The organism is Conexibacter woesei Iso977N (genome assembly GCF_000424625.1).
In the GTDB taxonomy this organism is placed as follows: domain Bacteria; phylum Actinomycetota; class Thermoleophilia; order Solirubrobacterales; family Solirubrobacteraceae; genus Baekduia; species Baekduia woesei_A.
Genome location: NZ_AUKG01000004.1, coordinates 363,340 through 385,802, shown reverse-complemented (window position 1 = coordinate 385,802; position 22,463 = coordinate 363,340). Strand labels below are relative to the sequence as shown.

Genomic DNA, 22,463 nt, shown 5'->3' with positions numbered 1-22,463 from the left:
GTCAGCAGTGGATGAGCAGTGGGGTGATGGCGTAGCAGTAGGCGGTGTCGCTGTCGTTGGTGGCGGTCGGGTCGGTGGGTGAGCTGGCCGTCCGCGTGGCGGTGGCGTGGAGCGGCAGGCCGATGGTCAGGAGGCCGAAGTAGGCGCTGAAGGTGGCGTGGGTGGTGGTGCCGTTGGCGATCGAGCTGATGGGGCAGGAGACCTGGTCGGTGCTCGAGGTGTAGGTGCAGGTCGAGGAGCTGATCCCGGTGGCCGCGGACGGGAGTTGGGTGGTGATGGTCACGCCGGTGGCGGTGGCGGGGCCGTTGTTGGTGATCGCCGCGTCGTAGTTGATGTGGCTGGTCAGCAGCCCGTGCGCGGTCGCGCTGAGGTCGACGCCGAGATCGGCGTCCGGCGGCGGCGGCGGGGCGGCGACGGTCAGATCCAACCGCGAGCTCGTCGCCGTTGTGGCGTGGTTCGTGTTGTCTCCGCTCTGGAACCCGCCGTAGGCCCCGATCACGTCGCCGTCGGTCGCGGTGGGCGAGACGGTGAAGCTCGCGGCGCCGGAGACCGGGTTGCCTGGCGGGTACGTCGGCACGACGCCCGTGAACTCGTAGTGCGTGCGCGCGGGGTCGTAGCTGCAACTCGTGATCAGGCTCGCGCAGGACACCAGCGCGAGCTCGTCGAGGTGGGACGGGGGATTGCTGTTATTGATGTTCGTGCCCATGACGAACTCGTAGTTCCCGCCGTAGTTGTCGATCGCATCCGCGTCCGCGTCGGAGAGGAAGTAGTAGTAGCTGAAGGTGACCGTCTGCCCGGGCACGGGCGTGGTGTCATCGACGGTCACGCGCAGGTCATTCGGGCCGGTGACGGTCCCGGGGTCGGCCTGGGCGCCGGCCGCGTAGGCCAGTGCTCCGAGCATGAGGAGCAGGACGGCGCCGAGCGTCGTCGTTCGGCGAGACAGGGCGACGCTGTGCATGGCCTTCTCCTTCGAGCAGCTGATGGGTTCAGCGGCGTGCGCGCGATGCCGTCCGCGCCGTCGCTGTCGATGGACGCGCTGGGAACCGGCCGAGCCCCTCGCCACCGTGGTGGTTCGGGACCTCGGTGGCGGAAGTCTGTCGCGACTCGTGGCTTCCGTCAAGATCAGGATTGCTGATCTTTAAATGATAATGCGCGACGTTGCATCGCTCCGCCCCCGGGCCGATCCGCGCTCCAGCACGGCCGCGCCCGGGAGCGCAGGCCCGGCCGTCACGCAGCAGCGAGGGGCCGCCGGCGAGCGATGTCGCCGGCGGCCTCCCTGCGTGTGCTGGTGTCGGTCAGCAGCCGATGAGCAGCGAGGTGATCGCGATGCAGTTGGTGCCGTTGCTGTCGTTGGCGGGGTTGGGGTCGGTCGGCGAGCTGGCCGTCCGCGTCGCGGTCGCGTGCAGGGGCAGCCCGACGGTCAGCAGCCCGAAGTAGGCCCTGAACGTGATGCTGGTCGTGGCGCCGTTGGCGATCGAGCTGATCGGGCAGGAGACCTGGTCGGTGCTCGAGGAGTACGTGCACGTCGTCGAGGCGATCGAGGTCGCTGCCCAGGGCAGCTGCGTCGTGATCGTCACGCCGCTGGCCGCGGCAGGGCCGTTGTTGGTGACCGCGAGGTGGTAGTTGACGTGGCTGACGAGCAGGCCCGCCGCGGTCGCCCTGAGGTCGACGCCGAGGTCGGCGTTGGCCGGCGGGGGCGGGGCGGTGACGGTCAGGTTCAACCGTGGGCTGGCTTCCGTGCTGGCAACGATGTCGCCGTCGTCTGACTGGAACCCGCCGTAGAGCCCGATCACGTCGCCGGGGGTCGCGGTGGCCGAGACGGTGAAGCTCGCGGTGCCGGTGACCGTGTCACCGTATGCGACGGTCGGGACGAAGCCGTCGAACTCGAACCGCGTGCGTCCGGGGACGTAGCTGCAACTCGTGAACTGGCTCGCGCAGGACTGCAGCCCAAGCTCTGCGAGGTTGGACGGGGGGTTGCCGGTGTTGAGGCCCGTGCCCATGACGAACTCGGAGGTCCCGTCGTCCGCGTCGAAGGCGGACGACAGGGTGTAGGAGAAGCTGAAGGTGACCGTCTGCCCAGGCGCCGGCGTGGTGTCGTCGACGGTGACGCTCAGCCCGCGGGGGCCCGTGACGGTCCCGGGGTCGGCCTGGGCGTCGGCCGCGTGGACCAGCGCTCCGAGCATCAAGAGCAGGACGGCGCCGAACGTCGTCGTCCGGCGAGACAGGGCGAAGCTGTGCATGACTTCTCCTTCGAGCAGCTGATGGGCTCAGCGGCGTGCGCGCGATGCGGTCCACGCCGTCGCCGTGGTAGGACGCGTGCGGGTCGCCGGCGAGCTGCCGGTATATGGGTCGCCGTGGCTTGCGCGACCGGTGCGTGGCGGCCGGGAGCCGCTCGGGCACGTCACCACCTTCGGTTCTGTGGCGCAGGGCCCTCGGTGGTGCAATTCTGGGCCGCTGTGAGGCTGCCGTCAAGATCAGCATGTCTGATCTCTGCGTGATCATGCGCAGGCCCTGCTCATCGATGGAGACGACCGTCCCACCACAGCAAATCCGGCGCATCGCCACGGCGCGGGCCATGAGCGCCCACCGGGCGTCCAGACGGCGGCGGCACCGCCACACATCGCACCTCACCCCGGCTGGGCGCGCCCGCGTTCTCCTCGGGTCCGGCGACCGCTGGTCCACCTTCCCGGTCGATCGGCTGGGCGCCTCTCCCGGCGACTCGGGGTGCCTGGGAGCGAGCCGGGTGTCGTGGGTCCGCCGCCGCGACCACCTGGGCGGTCGCGGCGGCGGGAGAGGCGACTCAGCAGCTGATGAGCGGCCCGGTCAGCGCGTGGCAGGTGGCGCTGGAGCTGTCGTTGGCGGCGTTGGAGTCGGTCGGCGTGACGGCCGACAGGGTTGAGGTGGCGGTCAGCGCTCCGATGGAGAGCAGCCCGTACTGGACGGTGAACGTCACGTGGGTCGTGGTGCCGTTGGCCACGGCCCCGACCGGGCAGGAGACCTGATCGGTCGCGCTCGTGTAGGTGCATGAGCCGGCGGCGCTGATCCCGGTCGCCTGCCACGGCAGCTGCGTGGTGAGCGTGGCCGCGGTCGCCGGGTCGGGCCCGTTGTTGGTCACCGCCGCGTCGTAGTCGACCCTGCCGTGCAGCGGCGGGCCGGGCGTGGCGCTGAGCGACACGCCGAGGTCGGCGGCGGGGGCCGTGACCGTGATCGGCAGGGGGACGAAGATCACGCTGGTGCCGGAGCCGTCGGCGTTCAACGCGGTGGACACCGCGTTCAAGTTGATGGTCTCGCCGAGCGTCGCGCCGGCCGAGACCACGAACTGGGCGGTGCCCGAGCGCGTCTGGTCAAACGCGGTCACCCTCGGGACCTCGCCGCGGAAGAACGTGTTCGCGGTGGGGTTGACCGTGCAGCTGCTTAGGTCACCGGTGCACGAGCCCGTGACGAACGAGAGGTCGCCGTAGGGCCCGCCGCTGAAGCGCTTGTCGAGACCCAGGTAGTTGTGGGCCTTGCCGATCTGGCCCGCGAAGTCCGAGCCCGTGTAGGTGACGTCCCAGCTGACGGTGATCGTCTCGCCCGGGGTGGGTGTGGTGTCGCTGACCGTCAGGAGGCCGTTGGTGCCGGGATCCGCGCGGGCGGAGCCGGCGGCCAGCAGCAGGCCGAAGGCGCACAGCAGGGCGACGCACGCGGAGACGACACCGCGACGCCGTGACAGGGTGCTCATGAGGACTCCTCGGTTGAGGTTGGCGCGGGGGATCGCGCCATGCTCGCGGAAGTCTGCCACGCGTATCGCATTCGTCAACGCACAGTGTCACTGATCTTTAAGAATCATGGCGGCATGTCGCTGAACGATCGAGATCCCGAAGCTCATCAGCGCCAGCACCTGATTCCCGGGCATCACGGGCGCCGCGGGCGGCGAGGGCCCGCGGGGCGCCGGAGGTTCAGCGGCTCGCCCGACAAGAGACCTCCGTGAACCTGGCGCGTCGTCGCTCGTCGTGCCGGAGCCGCGCTTTCCGAAGGCGGCGAGACACGCGGACCTCCGGGGTGGCGGCGTGCCAACAACCGTCGCCGGTGGATTGGCTTCGGCCTATGTTGCTCTCACGCATCGTTGAGTGTTGCTGAGTCATATGCAGTTGCAATCGGCTTGAAGGCTGGAGCGCTGTTCCACAACCTGAGCCGGCCGTCGCGTCATCGACTCCGCGCGGAAAGACGCCGGCGGGCACGCTCACTGAGCGCGGGGGTTCCGCGTGGCGCGGTGCAGTGCCTTGTCGAGGTTGAGGCGGCCGCCGCTGACGGTCTTGCCGGCCAGGCCGGGCTTGCGGTCGACGGAGTCGAGCAGGAGGTTGCGCAGGCGCGCCAGCGAGGGGTGGGCGGCGGCGCGCAGCATCGCCGCGGCGCCGCTGACGAACGCCGCGGCCTGTGAGGTCCCGGACATGTCGCGGTAGATGCCGGTGGGCCAGGTCGAGGCGATGCCGACGCCGGGGGCGGCGAGGTCGACGCTTCCGGCCCCGAAGTTGGCGGTGGGCGCCATGTGGTCCTGGTCGTCGGTGGACGTGACGGAGAGGATCGACTGGTCCGGGAAGCTCGCGGGGTAGGCGGGCAACGTGTCGTCGTCGGTGCCGGCGTTTCCGGCCGAGGTGACGATCAGGGCGCCCTGGCTCTGGGCGTAGGCGACGGCGCGGCGCATGATGTCGGTCGGGTCCGGTCCGGCGAAGCTCGCGTTGATGACCTTGGCGCCTTTGCCGATGGCGTACACGATGCCGGCCGCCGCGTCGCCGAGCCGGCCGGTGGCCTGCGCGTCCAGGAACCGCACCGAGACGATCTGCGCCTTCCAGCACACGCCGGCGACGCCGTGGCGGTTGTCGCCCCGCGCGGCGATGATCCCGGCGACGTGGGTTCCGTGGCCGTTGTGGTCGGCGCCGGAGCCGGAGCCGCGCAGGACGTCGGCGCCGTAGACGTCGTCGACGTAGCCGTCGTGGTCGTCGTCGATGCCGTTGGCGGGGATCTCACCCGGGTTGCGCCAGAGGTTGGGCCGCAGGTCGCGGTGGCCGAGGGCGACGCCGGTGTCGAGCACCGCGACCTTCGCGCAGGTCGTGTCGCGCGACCATGCCTGGGGCGCGTCGATGTCGTGGTCGCGCGGCTGGCTCATGCCGTGCTGGCGCGGGAAGCCGCGGTCGTTGGGGACGCGGGCGATGCCGGCGATCGGCGGTCCGAGCGGCCCGTCGGGCGCGTGCACGACGGTGTCGACCACGGCGAACGCGACGTCCGCGTCCGCTCTCAGCGTGGCGAGCGCCGCGGCGCGCCGGGCCGACGCCACGCTGAGCTGCAGCGCATCGAGGGGCGCGATCGGCCGCACCAGCCGCGTGCCGCTCTCCTGGACGATCCGCGTGTCCGTCGCGGCGCTGACCGGCCCGCGCAGCCCGACGACGAGCCGCTCGGCGTGGGTCTCGGTGGCGGTCTCGGCGAGCACGAGCACGGTCGTGCACAGCGCCGCCAGGATCGGGGCTGCGCGGGTCACGCGACAGGCGGTTCCGACGCCGGCGGGAACGCGGGGACTCCTCTACGGCGTTTCATGAAGCAGTGCTGTCCGATCAGAGATCTCAAGTCAAGATGTGAATCTGGGCCGTTGCGTGCGGACGGCGCCGAGTCGTCTCAGTGCGTCGGCCCGGGGAAGGGCTGCCGGTGACCGATGTCGCCGGCAGCCCTCCTGGGCGTGGGGTGGGCGCTATCGCGCCCGGCCTGCTGGTCTCAGCAGTGGATGAGCAGCGGGGTGATCGCGTCGCAGTCGGCGCTGTCGCTGTCGTTGGTGGCGTTGTTGTCGGTGGGTGAGCTGGCGGTGCGGGTTGCGGTGGTGTGCAGGGGCAGTCCGATGGTCAGCAGCCCGAAGTAGGCCCTGAACGTGGCGTGGGTGGTGGCGCCGTTGGCGATCGAGCCGATCGGGCACGAGACCTGGTCGGTGCTCGAGGTGTAGGTGCAGGTCGAGGAGCTGATCCCCGTGGCCGCGGACGGGAGTTGGGTGGTGATCGTCGCGCTGCTGGCCGTGGCGGGGCCGTTGTTGGTGACCGCCGCGTCGTAGTTGATGTGGCTGGTCAGCAGCCCCCTTGCGGTCGCGGTCAGGTCGACGCCGAGGTCGGCCGCCGGCGGCGCGGTGACCGTCAGGTCCAACCGCGAGTCCGTCGCCGTATCGTGGTTGAAGAAGCTGCGGTCCGCAAACCCGCCAAAGGCCCCGATCACGTCGCCGAGGGTCGCGGTGGCCGAGACGGTGAAGCTCGCGGTGCCGGTGATCGTCGTGCCGGTCGTGGTCGTCGTCGGGACGGCGCCCTCGAACTCGGAGAAGGTACGCGCGAGGTCATAGCTGCAGCTCGTGATCTGGCCCCCGCAGGTCCCCAGCGCGAGTTCGTCGAGGTGGGACGGGGGATCGACGGTGGTGAGGCTCGTGCCCATATGGAACGCGAAGGTCGCGCCGGGTAGCCTGGCGATTTGCGTGTCGAGGCTGGTGGTGGTGTAGGAGAAGTCGAAGTTGACGACCTGCCCGGGCGCGGGGGTGGTGTCGTCGACGGTCAGGCTCAGGTTGTTGGGGCCGGTGACCGTCCCGGGGTCGGCCTGGGCGCCGGCCGCGTAGACCAGCGCTCCGAGCGTGAGGAGCAGGACGGCGCACAGCGTCGTCGTCGCGCGGGACAGGATCGAGGTGTGCATGGTTCTCCTTCGGTGGGCTGGAGGGGGTCAGTGGCGCGCGCGATCGCGCCCGCGCCGCTGCTGTCGTTGGACGCGTCGGGAGCCGGCCAGGGCGCGTCGCCACCTGTCGTGGTTCACGGCCTTGGACGGGCGCAAGTCTGCTCCTGCGTGTGGTTTCCGTCAAGAACAGAATCACTGATCGTTGGGCAATCATGCGCATCTTGTCCTCATCGATGGAGACGGCCGCGGTACCCACAGCTCACGAGGCGAATCCGGCGCATCGCCACGGCACGGGACACGCGCGCCCACCGGGCGCCCAGACGGCGCCGTCGGCACCACGCGTCGCTCCCCGCCCTGCATGGCGCACCCGCGCTCTCCACGGATCCGGTGCACGTGCGGGCTCGGGCGCGACGGTCTCCATCGGTGACGAGCGTTCGGGCAAGTCTGCTGACAAGTATGTGATCGTGCGCGCTTCCGGAGTTGACAGGCGTCTGCCGGAAGCCCACACTCCGCGCCGGACCCCACCCAGTTCCACTGAAGGAGCGGACACGATGAACCGTTCATTCCGGCGTTCCGCAGCGCTCGTCGGCGCCTGCGCAACTGCGGTCCTGCTGCCGGCGGTGCTCGGCGCCTCGGCGCAGGCAGCCAGCCTCGCGGTCTGCACCGGAGCCGACACGGGGCACTACTCGCCCGCGATGACCCTGACCAGCCAGACCGGGACGGTGACCTACACCGACACGTTCAGCTGCACGTCCAACGACCCCGGTGCGGCCACGGTGTCGACGGGCGGCACGTTCACGGGGTCCTACAGCTGCACCGCGCAGCAGGCGCCGGCCGGCAGCACCGGGACGGCCACGTTCACGTGGGCCGACAGCACCACGAGCACCTTCAGCTACACCGACGTCAACGGCGCCCTGCTGGTCGGCGGCTCCTACGTCGACACCTTGACGGGCACGATGACCAGCGGGAAGTTCGCCGGCGCCACCGTCACGGAGGTGATCGCCGATCCAACGCTGACGGTGCTGCAGTGCCTGACTACCGGAGTCTCCGACCTCACGGGCGTCGCGACCCTGACGGTCACCGGCACCTAGGGCGACGCGTCAGATCGCGCGCCTGGGCAAGCTCTACGATCGCGATCGAGCTCGAGAGCCGCGACCGCAGCACTGTTGAGCCGAAGGTCGCCGGCCCAGAAAGTCGAGGGAGCAAGTCGTACGACTCGCTCAGCCAGCCGTCGGCGCTCCAGGCGAAGCAGCGACTCGATCTTCGACGCCGACCTCGTCGACGCGAGCCGCTCGGGCTTCATCTCCGACGGCGGCAAGGCCTGGGACCGGGTCAGACCACCGCCGAGGTGAACGACTGCGTCCCGCACATGGCCTATGCCCTGCACCACCGCTACCGGCCGGGCGGCGAGATCCGTGAGGGCTTCGAGCCGCACTGCCGCGGCACGTTCGCCTGAGCGGCAGGACCCGCTCGCCGCGTAGGCCACCGACCACGACGGCCATCAGCAGTCAGACGTCGTGCCGTTCAACCGCGACGGCTACCTCTCTACGACAGGATCGTCAAGTTGCCGGTGCGCGTAGAGCAGTTGTAGGAGTCGGCCATTCCCTATTGGATCAGTGGGGAATATGCTTGGCCGTGGGTCAGACGGACGGTCGGCGGTTCCCGATCCTCCGGGCCGGCATCCCGATGCGCCGGCGCTGGCGCGTGGCTGAGCTGCTGCGCGCGGAATTGGGATGCCCGGCGACGGCGAGCGCGTCGTGATCGCCCACTCGCTCGGCCGCCTGCTGTGGCTTCGCCACGCCGAGCGGGCGGTCGCCGGTCGGACGCGGCGCCCCGACTTCAGGTGTCGTCGCGCGGCTGCGAGACGTACCGCCGTGGGGTCGCCGGTCCTGCGCCGCCTCGGACGGTCTCGCGGCGCATGCCGTGCAGGCCTGAGCTGCCGCGCTGCGCGGTGGTGTCCGGGAGCTTCTCGGGCACCCACGCGGCATCCGCGAGCCACTCGAGGATCGCGGCGGACCGCCCGCCCTCGGCCATGATCGCGGCGTGCTCGATGGTCCTGCGACCGGATCCCTCAGGACGTGAGAGGCGCGCCACCACGGCCCGGATCTCCTCGTCGGAGGTCTGCGTGCCGGTCATCGGCGCGACGTCGGTGGGGAGAGGCGAGAGCGGCACGCCGGACAGCAGCTGCGGGTCATGGGTGACCCTTTCGTCGGGAGACGTCAGTGTAACCCGCCGGTCGCGGTCTGCCGCCGTTCGCCCGCGGCCGTCGCGGGCCGGGGCGTCACCAGCCTCGAGGCCGGCTTCACAGGATGCGCCGCCGGACTGCCGCGCGTGGACGAGGCGCCGAGGACCGCGCCGATCTGCCGGGTAGTGCTGCTCACGCCCGACGCAAGCCGCCCTCCTGCGGGCGGACCGCCTGGATGGCGGCGCCGGTCGAAGCCGGCCCCGCCAGCGCGAACAGTCCCGGCCCGGCCATCGTCACCACGGCTCGGAAGCGTGGCGGGCCGCGACACGTAGGTGAAGGCGATCCACGCCTGACCATCGGGCGACCGCATGCGCGCAGTAGTTCTTAACCATTGCAATTGCTGTGCAATCGGCAAACGCCGTTCGTCCGAAGCTCGCCATCGTCACCGACCCGGAAACGGCGCATATGCATTCGCCCAGGACGGCGCGGATCGCAGGGCCCGGCGGTGTGGCGCCCGCCGCCCGGTGCCAGAGCCGAACCTGGCACATCGCCGCGATCGTCGCCGTTCGGGACCCTCCCGCAAGCCAGGTGCAGTCAGACACTCAACAATCAGAATGCAATTCCTTCGCCCCGGTTGAGGGGCCGCCTGTGCGCGCCATACTCAGCGCACCCGAATCTCTACCGGTGGTCGTCTCGGTTGTCCTCGCTCACGACCGGCGGCCTCTCGCGTCGAACAGCGGCACGACCACCACGGGGAGTTCGAAGGGCGATCGCCGAGATGGCCGTCCCCGACGTCCCGCCACCCATTGGCTGGCAACACGTCCACCGAGGCACCGGCCTCGGCGCGACACACCGACCTTGGAGGTCTGTGATGCGCACGTTGAAGATCCTGTCCACGCTCGCGGTCGCGCTGGCGGCCGCCGCGCTCGCCGTCGCGGCGCCCGCGGGCGCCGCGACCACCGTCACCTGCCTCACCGGCACCGACCACGTCGCGTTCTCACCGGCGCTGACCAACACCACCACGTTGACGTCGATCACGACATCGCAGGCCTACGGCAGCGCGCTGCTGCAATGCGTCTCTGACGACCCGACGGTCACCACCGGGACCTCGGGCGTCTCGTTCGCCGCGCCGGTGAGCTGCACGACGCTCAGCTCGGGTCCCGGCGGCAGCCAGGTCATCACCTGGAACAACGGGCAGACCAGCACGTTCACCTACACACTGACGATCACCACGGTCGCGGGCGTGAACGTCGCGACCGCGACCGGCTCGATCACCGCCGGGGAGTTCGCGGGCAGCACCGCGGAACGGGTCACGGCCGAGGCGCCGCCGAACCCGCTCAGCTGCCTCCTCGGGTCCGGGGTGTCGAGCCTCAGCGGGACGATCACGCTGACGGTGGTCTAGAGCATCAGCCCGCCGACGAACGTCGCCATCCAGGCGGCCGAGCCTGCCCTCGCCGATGGCCGTCTCGACGCAGCGGTGAACACCCTCATCCTGCCGTCGATTGGGTACACGTTGCTGGCGGCCGGCCAGACCGGCACGATCGGGTCGCGACGCCGGTGCTCTGCGCGCGGCGTTGCGACCCGATCGTCGGTGCTGTCAGAGGATGGTCAGGGTGAAGAGGCCGGTCAGCGAGGTCACCCCCGTGCTCGTGGCGCAGGCCAACGGGTCCAGCGCCGGTACGGTGACGAGGCCGATCGCCGACCTCCCGGTGAACTCGCCGGCGGTGATCGTGCCGGTCTCCTGGGTCTGGTCGGTGCCGTTGACGGTGGTCGCGGTGTAGGTGAAGGAGAACGTGCTGGTCTGGCCGTTGCTCCAGTGGATGGTCGACGTGGACGAGCCGTTGGCGAGCACGCTCTGACAGTTGAACGGCGCGTTGATGGTCGTGCTCGCCGACCCGCTGGTGATCGTCGGATCGGCGAGCGACAGGCACGTCGAGAGCGTGCGGGTGGCGGTGAACGTCGTGGTCTGGGTGGTGTTGGTCAGGCCGGGCGCGAAGGTCTCGTTCTGTTGGCCGGTGCACAGCGTCGTGGCGCCGGCAGGTGCCGCGGCGGCGGCGCTGCAGGCCAGCGCGCCGAGCATGGCGGCGACACAGCCGGCAGCGCGGAGTCGGTGGCGCGACCCGCCCAGCCGGGACTGGCTCAGGCCGTGGAACAGCGCTCTTGCGGAATGCATGGCAACCTCGATGAGCTTGGACCGCGCCGGAGATGACCGCCGCGAGTTGTGATGGGTGTCGGTCTAGGCGAGGACCGAAGCGGTCTCGCCCGCGGCGAGCCCGAGCGTGGGCGCCAAGTCGCGGACGCCGTCGCGGATCAAGCAGCTGTGTCTCGCATCAAACCTCCTCGCGTGCGCAGCGCCTCAACTCACGTCACGTCACGTCACGGTGATGGTGGACACGCCTGACGAGCTCCTCAGCCCGGAGCCGAGGCAGTCCAGCAGCGACGGCGCGACCTCGGTGCCGATGTCGGTGACGGGCTCGCCCGTGAACTTGCCGGCGGTGATGGTGCCCGAGTCGGTGAAGACGAGCTGCCCGCCGACGTTGGTGGTCACCGAGGTTGTGACCGAGAAGGTGCTGGTGGTGGCGTCCGCCCACACGATCGTCAGGTCGAAGCCGGGGTCGTTGGCGTGCAGGTCGAGGCAGCTGAGGCTGTACGTGAAGATGTCGGAGATGTGGCCGGTCGCCGCGCCGGGATCGCTGGAGGTGCACGTCAACGCGCGCTCGTTGTCGACGGCGACCGTCCTGGCCGTGAGCGTCAGCCCTGGGCTGTAGTTGGTCTGCTGGGTGCCGGTGCACACGGCCAGGCCGGTGGCCTGCGCCGGCGTGCTCGCCAGCGCCGGGATCAGGATCGCCAGGACGCAGCTGCCGGCGACGATCAACGGCTTGCGAGACGTACGGAGCATGCTCATGTCCTTCCGGGTACGGAGTCGGACATCTCGTGCACGAAATCCCGTAGATCAGGATTCTTGAGCGATCAGGATGTCAGGAGCGCGGATTGTGCTCCTCGACGCGCCCGGATGCAAGAGCGCGCGGCCGCCACGTTCGCCAGCTCGTGCGCGCGTCGCCTGCGACGTGCGTCGGCGTCTCGACGCCGCTCGCGGTGGCGTGGGCGCGTCGTTGTTGGTGTGTTGGGATCCGGCACGCCGGAGGCGGCCCCGACTTCCGCCGACGCCAAAGGCCGGCTCTGCGTCGTGCGCGCCCATCGCGAAGGTGGTCGTCGCGGAGCGCGGCGTCGTCGACCGCTATCGACCGGCGTCGGCCGGGCGCAGCAGGTCCGTCGTCGCCGGGTCGAGGAGAGCGCGGGTGCGCCGGGCAGGGCGGGGGTGCGCGGCGGCGACGGCGACGTCGCAAAGCCCGGTGGGCGCGTAGGTCCCGTGCCGTGGCGATGCGCCGAATTCGCGTCGTGGGTTGTGGCACGCGGTCGTCTCCACCGATGGGACAACGACGCATCATCGCTTAACGATCAGTGATTCTGCTCCTGACGACGTCGCCATAGCCGCAGACGATCCGATTCAGGCGATCGGTGGACTTGGGGGAGAACTCGATCTCGATCGCCGTCTTCGTGCCGTCGGGCGTGATCAGCACTGCGTCGGGCCACCGCCGGCTCGCGCGCCCGTGCCCGTCGAGTACCGCGACTGAAACGGGCGTGCGGGCACCTAAGAGCCCGAAGGCCCGGCGCGCGTTTCCATAGCGTTTCCATCGTTGACTGGAACGCCGATCCGGCGCCTGCCCCGCAAACGCGGAAACCCCCGCCGAAGCGGGGGTTTCCGTGAAGTGGAGCCAGGGGGGCTCGAACCCCCGACCTCCTGCATGCCATGCAGGCGCTCTCCCAGCTGAGCTATGGCCCCTGGGACCGGAAATGCTACACGGCGGGCGCGGGGTGTGTCAGGTGGGGCGGCGGCCCGCCGGCCGACGCCTCAACGGCGCCGCGGCAGGAACTCCGGGACCGTGAGGTCCCCGCCGGCGCCCGCGGCCGGCGACGCCCCGGAGCGCCGCGCCGTCGGGGCGGTCGACGGGTTCGACGTCCCGGGCGGCGAGTGCTGGTCCAGGTCCGCGGTCAGGCGCGCGTGCGCGAGCTTGACGTCGTTGAGCAGCCGCTCGGCGTTGCGGCGCAGGGAGTCGCTCAGCTCGCTCAAGTTGTCCGACAACTCGGTGCCGTCGGTCAGGACGCCGCGTGCCGCGGCCTGGGCCTCGGAGACGATCGCGCGCGCGTCGTCGCGGGCGGCCTGGCGCGCCTCCTTAGCGTACTCCTCGGTCTCGAGGCGCATCCGCGCGGCCTCGGCCTCGGCGTCGGAGCGGGCGCGCGCGGCCTCGTCGTGGACGCCCTGGACGTCCAGGCGCGCCTGGGTGATCAGCGCCTCGGCGTCGCGGCGGGCCTGCGCGACGACGTCGCGCGCCTCGGCCTCGGCGGCCTCGACGCGCAGGGCGGCGGCGCGGTCGGCCTCGGCGATCCGGGCCCGGACCTTCTCCTCGGTCTTCAGCCGCAGGTCCTCGGCGGCGCGCTCGGCGGCCTCGACGATCGCCGCCACCTTGGCGGAGGCGACGCTGATCGAGCTGAGGCCGTCGGACCGATCTGACATGCGCGAAAGCGTAGGCGCCGCAAGGCCTCGCGCACGCAAGAACGCCGTCAGGAAGAGGCGGTGACCTCGACGCGCACCGAGCGGCGCTCGACGTCCTCGGGCCAGACGTCGTGGCCCTCGAGGTCGCGCAGGTTGCGCAGCGCCTCGTCGAGCGTGTGCTCCAGTTCCTCCTCGGCGACCTCGGCCGCGGGCCGGCCCGGCTCGCGCCAGACCAAGGAGTGGATGAACTCGTGGTCGTGGGTCTCGCCCACGGCGACCCGGACCTCGAACCACAGCGGCTGCCAGCCGCGCTCGGCGAGGCGGCGGGATCCGGGGTTGCGCTCCAGCCCCTCGGTCACCTCGGTGGGCGAGGCGTCGCGGAGCAGCGCATCGACGTGTACGGCGGCCATGGGCGGCCGCGGAGAATACGCGCTACGCGCCGACCGGCAAGGCGATCTACCCCGGTAGTCGGCATTCCGGCCGCTCGCTGTAGCCTCCAATCCGTGGCCGAACATCGCTACGACCCGCATGAGATCGAGCCCCGCTGGCAGCGGGTCTGGGCTGACGAGCGCACGTGGGAGGTGTCGAACGACGACGCTCTCGACCACGACGCCAAGTCCTATGTCTTGGAGATGCTCCCATACCCCTCGGGGGAGCCGCACATCGGCCACCTCAAGGTGTACTCCGTGGGCGACGCGGTCGCGCACTTCCACCGCCGCACCGGCAAGAGGGTGCTGCACCCGATGGGCTACGACGCGTTCGGCCTGCCGGCCGAGAACCACGCGATCCGGACCGGGCAGCACCCGCGCATCTCGACCGACGCGGCGATCAGGTCGTTCCAGAGGCAGTTCCGCGAGTGGGGCATCTCGATCGACTGGTCGCGCGAGCTGGCGACCCACGACCCGTCCTACTACAAGTGGACGCAGTGGATCTTCCTGCAGATGTTCGAGCGCGGGCTGGCCTACCGCAAGGACGCGGCGGTCAAGTGGTGCCCGAACGACGCGACGGTGCTGGCCAACGAGCAGGTCATCGACGGGCGCTGCGAGCGCTGCGGGCACGAGGTCGAGGTCAAGCAGCTGGAGCAGTGGTTCTTCCGGATCACCGACTACGCCGACGAGCTGGTCGACAACCTGGCGAACATCCAGTGGCCCGAGCACGTCAAGACGATGCAGCGCAACTGGATCGGGCGCTCGCAGGGCGCCGAGGTCACGTTCCGGTGTGACGAGCTGGCGATCGACTACCCCGTCTTCACGACGCGGCCGGACACCCTGTTCGGCGCGACGTTCTTCGTGATGGCGCCCGAGCATCCCGACATCGAGCGGCTGATCGCGGGGACGGGGCGCGAGGACGAGGTCCGCGCGTACGTCAACCACGCGGCGAGCGAGTCGCTGGAGGACCGGGGGAACGCGGAGAAGCCCAAGACCGGTGTGTTCCTGGGGCGCCACGTGATCAACCCGGTCAACGGCGAGGCGCTGCCGATGTACGTGGCCGACTACGTGCTGATGGAGTACGGCACGGGCGCGATCATGGCGGTGCCGGGGCACGACGAGCGCGACTACGCGTTCGCGCGCGCCTACGACCTTCCGATTCGCCGAGTGGTCGCGGATCCTGAGGGGTCGGACGAGCTGCCGTTCACCGGTCGCGGGCCGCTGGTCAACTCGCACCCGGAGTTCGACGGGCTCTACAAGGAAGAGGCCCTGGACCGGATCGTCGACTGGCTGGACCGCGAGGGCAGGGGCCACAAGTCCACCAACTACCGCCTCCGGGACTGGCTGCTGTCGCGCCAGCGCTACTGGGGCTGCCCGATCCCGATCGTGCACTGCCCGAGGGACGGGATGGTCCCGGTGCCCGACGACCAGCTGCCGGTCGTGCTGCCGGACATCACGGACTACAAGCCGAAGGGCAAGTCGCCGCTGGCGGCCGCCGAGGACTGGGTCAACACGACCTGCCCGCGGTGCGGCGGTCCGGCTCGGCGCGAGACCGACACGATGGACACGTTCGTCGACTCCTCGTGGTACTTCCTGCGCTACACGGACTCGCACAACGACGCCGCGGCATGGGATCCGGCGGTCCTGAACCACTGGATGCCCGTCGACCAGTACATCGGCGGCGTCGAGCACGCGATCCTGCACCTGCTGTACGCGCGGTTCTTCATCAAGGCGCTGCGCGACATGGGGCACTTGGAGGCCGACGAGCCGTTCGCCGCCCTGTTCACGCAGGGGATGATCACCAAGGACGGGGCGAAGATGTCCAAGTCCAAGGGGAACGTCGTGTCGCCTGCCTCGATCGTCGACAAGTACGGGTCCGACACCGCGCGGGCGCAGATCCTGTTCATCGGGCCGCCGGATCAGGATGCCGACTGGACGGACACCGGTGTCGAGGGGATGTTCCGGTTCCTGTCGCGCCTGTGGCGGGTTTCGGCCGAAGCCGCTTCGGAGCTGCCGGACGCGCCGGTGCCCGATGCCGAGGACCTCGGTCCCGACGCGCTGCGGATCCTGCGCAAGGCCAACTGGGCGATCGACAAGGTCACCAACGACATGGACCAGCGGTTCAACTTCAACACCGCCATCGCGGCGGTGCGGGAGCTGTTCAACGAGGTCACGGCGGAGAAGCGCGGGAGCGCCGACCCCGGCACCGTGCGCTTCGCGCTGGCGACGGCATCGTCCCTGATGTTCCCCTTCGCACCGCACGTGACGACCGACGCCTACAACCTGCTGACCGGCCGCCGCGTCTGGGAAGAGCCCTGGCCCGCGGCCGACGCCGCCTTCCTCGAAGCCGACACCTTCGAGCTCGTCGTCCAGGTCAACGGCAAGGTCCGCGACCGCGTCGAAGCCCCGGCCAGCGCCTCGAAGGACGAGCTCCTGGCCCTGGCCCGCGCGCTGCCGAACGTCATCGCGCACGTGGACGGCAAGGACGTCATCAAGGAGATCGTGGTGCCGAACAAGCTCGTGAACGTGGTGGTGCGGGGCTAACCCGCACCACGCGGCGGTACAAATCCTGCACACCATGGGTTGAGGTGTGTAGGATTTGTACCATGATCCAGAACGCCGGACCGCCGATTGAGCGTCTCCGCGAACGCTTCGGGGAACGGCCGTTCCGCGTCGCCGAAGCTGTCGAGACTGGACTCAGCCGGACGACGCTGTACCGGCTTCGCAACGCCGGCCAGCTGATGTCGGTCGGCCGCGGCGTGCTGCAGCTGCCCGAGGGCGGCGCGGGCATGCTGTCGGGCTTGGCGATCGTTGCTGCCCGCGCACCGGCAGCGACGATCTGCCTGAACTCCGCGCTTGCCTATTGGGATCTCTCGGACGAGATCCCGGAGCGGATCCACATCGCCGTGCCTCGCGGGGCGCATCGTCCCGCGATCACGCATCCGCCGACCCGCGTCCACGTCTTCGATGCCGCGACCTACGGCCTCGAACGGCAGGAGGCGACCACCGATGTGGGCGAGCCGTTCCGGGTCTACTCGGCGGAGCGCTCGATCGTCGACGCGATGCGTCTCTCACATCTCGTCGGACGCGACGTCGCGCTCCACGCGCTCGGCCGCTACCTGCGGCGTCGCGAGGCCCGCCCGCCGCGCCTCGCCGAGCTGGCGCGGGCGCTTGGCGGCGCATCACAGCTGGCGCCCGCGATGGAGGCGCTGCTCAGTTGAGCGAGAAGGACGCCGCGGCGAACGTGGTGTTCAGGGAGCTGCAGGCCAAGGCCCGCAACGAGCATCGCGGCAACACCCAGCCGTTGTTGGTGGTCTACGCGATCGAGTCGTTCCTCCGGCGTCTTGCGATCTCGGATTACGCCGGCCGGATGGTCCTCAAGGGCGGCATGCTCATGGCGGCCAACGAGATCCGGCGCATGACGAAGGACGCAGACCTCTCGACGCACGGAGTCGGCAACGGCGAGGACGACCTCCGCGAGGTGGTGTCCGGGATCTGCGTGCTCGAACCTGACCCCGACGACGGGATCGCGATCGATCCAGCGAGCATCCGAACCGAGCGCATGCGCGAAGACGCTGAGTACCAAGGCGTGCGCGTCGGGCTCGTCGCAGGGCTCGGACGAGCGAAGATCCCGTTCGCCCTCGACCTCTCCTTCGGCGATCCCGGGACGTGGATCGAGATCGAGCTCACGTCGGTGGTCGACCGGCCGGCGGTACGGCTCGCCGCCTATCCGCTGGTGCTGAACCTGGCCGAGAAGATCGTCACCGCCATGCAGCGCCGGGAGACGAGCACGCGCGACCGCGACTTCGCCGACCTCTGGGTCACGAGCCGGTTGCATGCACTCAGCGCTCGTGACCTCCGGGCGAGCGTCGGGTCGGTGGCGGAGCATCGCGGACAACCGCTGATCCCGCTCAGCGCAGCATTGCGCAATATCCCTGATCGACAGGGCCCGTACGCTGCGATGGTCGACCGCATGGCGTACCTCGCGCCGCCGCCCGGGTCCTGGGCGGAGCTGATCGCCGACGTCATCGCGTTCGTCGATCCGCTGCTCGCCGATGAGGGCGGAGCGTTGTTGGAGTGGAACACGGATGCGCTGCGATGGATGTGACGCGCCGCGCTGCTTCCTGCGCAAAGGCGTCGCAAACAGCGCGTCTCTTGTTGTAGGTGTCGGCGTAGCTTCGCGGCATGCCTTCTGGCCTGTCGCGGACCGAGCTCGTCGCCTACGCGGTCGGTGCGGTGTTGGTCGTGGTGGTGGGGCTCAGGGTGCTGCATCACGACGCGGCGCCTGCTGCGGCGCCGGCGACGGAGAGGGCCTCGGTCGCGGTTGCGGCGCCGAGGGCGGTCGGGGCGCTGGTGCATGTCGTCGGCGCGGTGCGGAGGGCGGGGGTCTACCGGGTTGGAGCGGGCAAGCGGATCGAGGATGCGATCAGGCTCGCCGGTGGTGCGACGGCGCACGCCGACCTGCAGGCCATCAACTTGGCGGCGAAGGTCGCGGACGGACAGCAGATCGTCGTCCCACGCAGGGGCGCCGCGCCGGCCGGAGTCTCCGCCGTGCCGGGCGTCGCGGCCTCGGCGCCGGTCAACCTCAACACCGCGACCGCCGAGCAGCTCGACACCCTCGACGGCGTCGGCCCCACGACCGCCCAGAAGATCCTCGCCTTCCGCCAGCAGCACGGCGGCTTCTCCTCCATCAACGACCTCGCGCAGATCCCCGGGATCGGCCCGAAGAAGCTCGCCCGCTCAAGCCACAGGTGACGGTGTGAGGGCCGCGCCTCCGGACCCGCCGCCAAGCGAGATCCCGTCGCGCGCCGCCGCCTCTCACCGCGCGCGACGGTGGCCGCTTGCAGCCGCAGCCGCCATCGCTCCCGCGATCGTCCAGCGCGCGCAGCAGTGGCTGCTCGCCGCCGCCGTTGCTGGGCGCGGGCATCCGCGGCATGTCGTCCTGGCGCTGCTCGTCGCTGGGCTGCTCCTCGGCGGCCGCGCACCGGACTCGGTCGTCGTTGTTGGGGCACTAGTCGTCGCGCTCGGCGTCGCCTGTGCGACGCGGCGGCCGGAGGTCGCGGTGGTGTTGTCGATGGTGTTGGTCGGCGGCGCCTGGGCTGCGCAGGCGCGGACGGCGCACCTCGACGCCACGCGGCTCCCGATCGGCCACGACATCCGCGGCGACGCGACCGTCCTCTCGGCTCCGCGCCCGGACGCCTTCGGCGGTGCGCGGGCGCTCGTCCGGCTCCGCAGCGAGCCGGTGCTGCTGCGGATCCCGAGCTGGTCGCACGCGCCGCCTGCGGCGGTCGGCGACATCATCAACATCTCCGGGACGCTGCGCCCGCCGGACCTCGCGGCGAGGGCACTCCACGCGCACGCGACGCTGCGGGCGACCGACCTCCGCGCCACCGGCCGCCGCCGCGGCGGCCTGCTGGGCGCGGTCGACACGATCCGCCGCCGTGCCGAGCGCGTCCTCGGCGCGCACCTCCCACCGGGCGAGGCGGCGCTCGCGCGCGGGATGGTCCTCGGCGACGACTCCGGGATGCCCGACGACCTCCGCGATGCGTTCACCGCCGCCTCGCTCAGCCACCTGACGGCCGCGTCCGGCCAGAACATCGCGCTGCTTGCGGCGCTCGCGCTCGGCCTCGGGATCGCGCTCGGCGTCGGGATCCGGACCCGCTGGGCGCTCGTCCTCGCGCTCATCATGGTGTACATCCCGCTCGCCGGCGGCGGCCCGTCGATCCAGCGCGCGGGGATCATGGGCGCGGCGACGATCGTCGCCGCGCTCGCCGGCCGGCCCGCCAGCCGCTGGTACGGGCTGCTGCTCGCCGCGGCGGCCACACTCCTGCTCGACCCGCGCGCCGCGGCCGGCCCCGGTTGGCAGCTGAGCTTCGCGGCGGTGGTGGGGATCGCGCTGCTCGCGCCGCGGACGGCCGAGCGACTCCATCATGTCGGTCTCCCGCGCGCCGCCGCCGAGGCGATCGGGGTGACCGTCGCCGCGACGCTCGCCACCGCGCCGCTGATCGCGCTGCACTTCGACCGTGCCTCGCTGGTCGGCCTGCCGGCGAACGTCGTCGCGGCGCCCGCGGTCGCGCCGATCATGTGGCTCGGGATGACCGCGGCGGCCGTCGCACAGCTCGTGCCCGGCGCCGCCGCGCCGCTGATGGCCGTCACCGCGCCGCTGCTCGGCTTCCTGACCGGCGTCGCCCGGACCGCCGCCGCGGCGCCCGCCGCGCAGGTCGCGCTGCCGCTCCCGGTCCTGACGCTCGCCTGCGCGCTCGGCGCGGCGGCGATCGTGTGGCGGGGCGCGGGGGAGGAGCGACAACACAGCCGCCCGCGTCCACGCCTCCGCGTCGCCGCCGCCCTCACAGCCGCCGCCGCGCTCGCGCTCGCCCTCCTGCTCACCCGCACCCGCGCGCTCGCCCCACCTCCACCCGGCGACCTCCGCATCACCGCCCTCGACATCGGCCAGGGGGACGCGACGCTCCTCCAGGCCGGCGGCCACGCCGTCCTGGTCGACGCCGGACCGTCCGGAACGCCGATCGTCGCCGAGCTCCGCCACGCCGGCGTGACCCACCTCGACGCCCTCGTCGTCACCCACCCGCAGGCCGACCACGACGGCGGCGCGCCCGCGGTCCTCACCGCGCTCCCGACGAGCGTCCTCCTCGACGGCCGCGGCGCCGATCGCTCGCCGACCTCACGCGCCATCGACCGACCCCTACAACAACACGCCACCAGGGCGATCGCCGCCCAGCAGGGCCAGCACCTCACCGCCGGCCCGCTCACCCTCGACATCCTCTGGCCGCCGGGCGACACCACGGCCGCGCCCGGAGAGGATCCCAACGAGCGCGCCGTCGTCGCCGTGGCGACCGCCTACGGAGCGCGAGCGCTCCTGACCGCCGACGCCGAGTCCGACGTCCTCCAACCCCTCGACCTCCCACGCATCGACGTCCTCAAGGTCAGCCACCACGGCTCCGACGACCCCGGCCTCCCGGACATCCTCACCCGCCTCCAACCCCACATCGCCCTCATCGAGGTCGGCGCCCACAACACCTACGGCCATCCCACACCAACCACCCTCACAACCCTCCACGCCACCGTCCCCCAAACCCTCCGGACCGACCAGAACGGCACCACCCGCATCGACCTCATCGCCCACCACGCGACCGTGACGACCGAGCGATGACCGCCGCCGCACCGCCACCTAGACTGAAGCGCGATGGCGACCTGGAAGCCCGCGTACCTCATCCACGGCGACGACCATGGCCGGATCGCCGAGCGGCGGGCCGGCCTGCGGGCGCGGGCTGAGGCCGAGTCGGGTGCGGGTGGGCTGGAGGTCATCGAGGGCGATGAGTCGACGCCGGAGAACGTCGGGCTCGCGCTGAGCGCGATGACGTTCGCGATCGGCCGCCGCTTCGTCGTGGTCGACGGCGCCGAGCGGTGGAGGCAGGCCGACGTCGAGGCCCACGTCGTCCCGGCGCTCGCGAACCTGGCGCCCGACACGACCGTCGCGTTCTTCGCGCGCGAGGACGGCCGCGCGAAGATCCCGGCCGCGCTGCCCAAGGCTGTCAGGAAGGCGGGCGGCGACGTCGTCGAGCAGGCGACCGTCAAGACCCGCGAGCTGCCGCGCTGGGTGCAGGCCGAGGCGCAGAGGCTCGGGATCGAGCTGGAGCTGCCGGCCGCGCAGGTGCTCGTCGCCCAGGTCGGCGACCGCCAGCAGCGCCTGCTCCGGGAGCTGGAGAAGCTCGCGCTGGAACGCGGCCCGGGCGCGAAGCTCATCGCCGAGGACGTCACCGACGCCGCCGCCGACTCCGCCGAGATCCAGGTCTGGGGCCTCGTCGACGCGCTCGTCGCCCGCGACCGCCGGACCGTCTTCCGCTCGTTCCTCGAGCTGCGCGAGCAGGGCGAGGCCGTCGGCCGCCTGATCCCGCTGATGGCCCGCCGCCTGCGCGAGGTGCTCGCGATCGCCGACCGCCTGGAGGCCGGCGAGTCCCCGGCACAGGTCAAGGCGTCGGCGAAGGGCTCGCCCTGGGCGCTCGACCGCCGCATCAAGGAAGCCCGCGGCACCGATCCCGAGGCGCTGCGCAAAGCGCTCGAGACCCTCGCCGACCTCGAGCTCCAGACCCGCGGCATCGGCGACCTCTCCGAAGACACCCTCGCCATCCGCGCCCTCGGCCGCATGGCCGCCGCGCACTGAGCCGCCGACTCACGAGCCGCCGACTCACCGGGTTCGAGCCGCGCGCGGGCGCGGTCCGGGAACGACAAAACGGCCCCGGTCTCCCGGGGCCGTGAAGGCGTGAGTGAAGCGGTGACGCTAAGCCGACGGCTGCCCGGCGCGAACGCGGGCGGCGCGGGACTTCTTGCGGGCGCCCGTGTTGCGGTGCAGGGCGCCGCGCTTGACGGCCTTGTCGATCGTCTGGATCAAGGCGCGGTGCTCGGTGTCAGCAGCCGAGTCGTCGCCCTCGCCGACCGCCGTCTCGAGGCGGCGGAAGTAGGTCTTGATCGTGGACGTGTAGCGGCGGTTCTCCAAGCGCTCACGCTCGGCCCGGAGGATGCGCTTCTTCTGTGAGTCAATGTTCGCCATGAGCGACGGCGGAGTCTAGCGTGCCCGGCGCCGAAGCGCGGTCTGCAGGCCGCCTGG

Annotated in this window: 19 protein-coding genes and 1 tRNA gene; 8 read left to right on the top strand and 12 right to left on the bottom strand. The window is 71.2% G+C overall.

Annotated elements, in window-relative coordinates:
• Position 1: 1 nt before the first annotated feature.
• From H030_RS37950 to H030_RS40540, 5 genes are all read right to left on the bottom strand, one after another.
• On the bottom strand, positions 2-958 hold the full coding sequence (locus H030_RS37950) for a DUF11 domain-containing protein (protein ID WP_051223784.1): 957 nt from the start codon (positions 956-958) through the stop codon (positions 2-4).
• A 337-nt stretch (positions 959-1,295) separates the two neighbouring features.
• A complete protein-coding gene (locus H030_RS37945) occupies positions 1,296-2,240 on the bottom strand; it encodes a DUF11 domain-containing protein (RefSeq protein ID WP_051223783.1) in 945 nt (314 codons plus the stop codon).
• Between the two features lie 560 nt (positions 2,241-2,800).
• A complete protein-coding gene (locus H030_RS0126325) occupies positions 2,801-3,721 on the bottom strand; it encodes a DUF11 domain-containing protein (RefSeq protein WP_027008327.1) in 921 nt (306 codons plus the stop codon).
• A gap of 501 nt (positions 3,722-4,222) precedes the next feature.
• Positions 4,223-5,515: a S8 family serine peptidase gene (locus H030_RS35420; protein WP_027008326.1), complete on the bottom strand. Its 1,293-nt coding sequence runs from the start codon at positions 5,513-5,515 to the stop codon at positions 4,223-4,225.
• Between the two features lie 230 nt (positions 5,516-5,745).
• A complete protein-coding gene (locus H030_RS40540) occupies positions 5,746-6,693 on the bottom strand; it encodes a DUF11 domain-containing protein (protein ID WP_051223782.1) in 948 nt (315 codons plus the stop codon).
• A gap of 530 nt (positions 6,694-7,223) precedes the next feature.
• Between H030_RS40540 and H030_RS0126310 the strand changes: the two genes are divergently transcribed.
• On the top strand, positions 7,224-7,763 hold the full coding sequence (locus H030_RS0126310; protein ID WP_155892288.1) for a hypothetical protein: 540 nt from the start codon (positions 7,224-7,226) through the stop codon (positions 7,761-7,763).
• Positions 7,764-8,511: 748 nt separating this feature from the next.
• Here the strand turns inward: H030_RS0126310 and H030_RS0126300 are convergent.
• Positions 8,512-8,844 carry a hypothetical protein gene (locus tag H030_RS0126300; RefSeq protein ID WP_027008324.1) on the bottom strand — a complete coding sequence of 111 codons (333 nt, stop codon included), beginning with the start codon at positions 8,842-8,844 and terminating at the stop codon, positions 8,512-8,514.
• A gap of 884 nt (positions 8,845-9,728) precedes the next feature.
• Between H030_RS0126300 and H030_RS35410 the strand changes: the two genes are divergently transcribed.
• The gene (locus tag H030_RS35410; RefSeq protein ID WP_051223781.1) at positions 9,729-10,259 is read left to right on the top strand and encodes a hypothetical protein; all 531 of its coding nucleotides are present in this window, start codon (positions 9,729-9,731) and stop codon (positions 10,257-10,259) included.
• A 195-nt stretch (positions 10,260-10,454) separates the two neighbouring features.
• Here H030_RS35410 and H030_RS35405 read toward each other — a convergent pair whose 3' ends face one another.
• From H030_RS35405 to H030_RS0126255, 5 genes are all read right to left on the bottom strand, one after another.
• Positions 10,455-10,937 (bottom strand): hypothetical protein, encoded by a 483-nt coding sequence (locus H030_RS35405; RefSeq protein ID WP_051223780.1) that lies wholly within the window; start codon positions 10,935-10,937, stop codon positions 10,455-10,457.
• Positions 10,938-11,228: 291 nt separating this feature from the next.
• Positions 11,229-11,762, bottom strand: a complete 534-nt coding sequence (locus H030_RS0126275; protein WP_196809279.1) for a hypothetical protein — start codon at positions 11,760-11,762, stop codon at positions 11,229-11,231.
• Between the two features lie 866 nt (positions 11,763-12,628).
• A tRNA-Ala gene (locus H030_RS0126265) sits at positions 12,629-12,701 on the bottom strand.
• Between the two features lie 69 nt (positions 12,702-12,770).
• Positions 12,771-13,433, bottom strand: coding sequence for a hypothetical protein (locus tag H030_RS0126260; protein WP_027008322.1), 663 nt, complete (start codon positions 13,431-13,433; stop codon positions 12,771-12,773).
• 47 nt (positions 13,434-13,480) lie between these two features.
• Positions 13,481-13,822 carry a hypothetical protein gene (locus tag H030_RS0126255; RefSeq protein ID WP_027008321.1) on the bottom strand — a complete coding sequence of 114 codons (342 nt, stop codon included), beginning with the start codon at positions 13,820-13,822 and terminating at the stop codon, positions 13,481-13,483.
• 93 nt (positions 13,823-13,915) lie between these two features.
• Here H030_RS0126255 and leuS point away from each other — a divergent pair, with 93 nt between their 5' ends.
• From leuS to holA, 6 genes are all read left to right on the top strand, one after another.
• Positions 13,916-16,384, top strand: a complete 2,469-nt coding sequence (leuS, locus tag H030_RS0126250) for a leucine--tRNA ligase (protein WP_027008320.1) — start codon at positions 13,916-13,918, stop codon at positions 16,382-16,384.
• A 62-nt stretch (positions 16,385-16,446) separates the two neighbouring features.
• The gene (locus tag H030_RS0126245; RefSeq protein ID WP_027008319.1) at positions 16,447-17,061 is read left to right on the top strand and encodes a type IV toxin-antitoxin system AbiEi family antitoxin domain-containing protein; all 615 of its coding nucleotides are present in this window, start codon (positions 16,447-16,449) and stop codon (positions 17,059-17,061) included.
• Positions 17,058-17,948 (top strand): nucleotidyl transferase AbiEii/AbiGii toxin family protein, encoded by an 891-nt coding sequence (locus H030_RS35400; RefSeq protein ID WP_051223779.1) that lies wholly within the window; start codon positions 17,058-17,060, stop codon positions 17,946-17,948. Before H030_RS0126245 ends, H030_RS35400 begins: the two co-directional genes overlap by 4 nt.
• A 77-nt stretch (positions 17,949-18,025) precedes the next feature.
• Complete coding sequence (locus H030_RS0126235; protein ID WP_051223778.1) at positions 18,026-18,595, top strand: ComEA family DNA-binding protein; 570 nt, start codon at positions 18,026-18,028, stop codon at positions 18,593-18,595.
• Positions 18,596-18,599: 4 nt separating this feature from the next.
• On the top strand, positions 18,600-21,008 hold the full coding sequence (locus tag H030_RS0126230; RefSeq protein WP_027008317.1) for a ComEC/Rec2 family competence protein: 2,409 nt from the start codon (positions 18,600-18,602) through the stop codon (positions 21,006-21,008).
• A 33-nt stretch (positions 21,009-21,041) separates the two neighbouring features.
• A complete protein-coding gene (gene holA / locus H030_RS0126225) occupies positions 21,042-22,019 on the top strand; it encodes a DNA polymerase III subunit delta (RefSeq protein WP_027008316.1) in 978 nt (325 codons plus the stop codon).
• 117 nt (positions 22,020-22,136) lie between these two features.
• Here holA and rpsT read toward each other — a convergent pair whose 3' ends face one another.
• Positions 22,137-22,406 (bottom strand): 30S ribosomal protein S20, encoded by a 270-nt coding sequence (rpsT, locus tag H030_RS0126220; RefSeq protein WP_027008315.1) that lies wholly within the window; start codon positions 22,404-22,406, stop codon positions 22,137-22,139.
• Between the last annotated feature and the right edge of the window lie 57 nt (positions 22,407-22,463).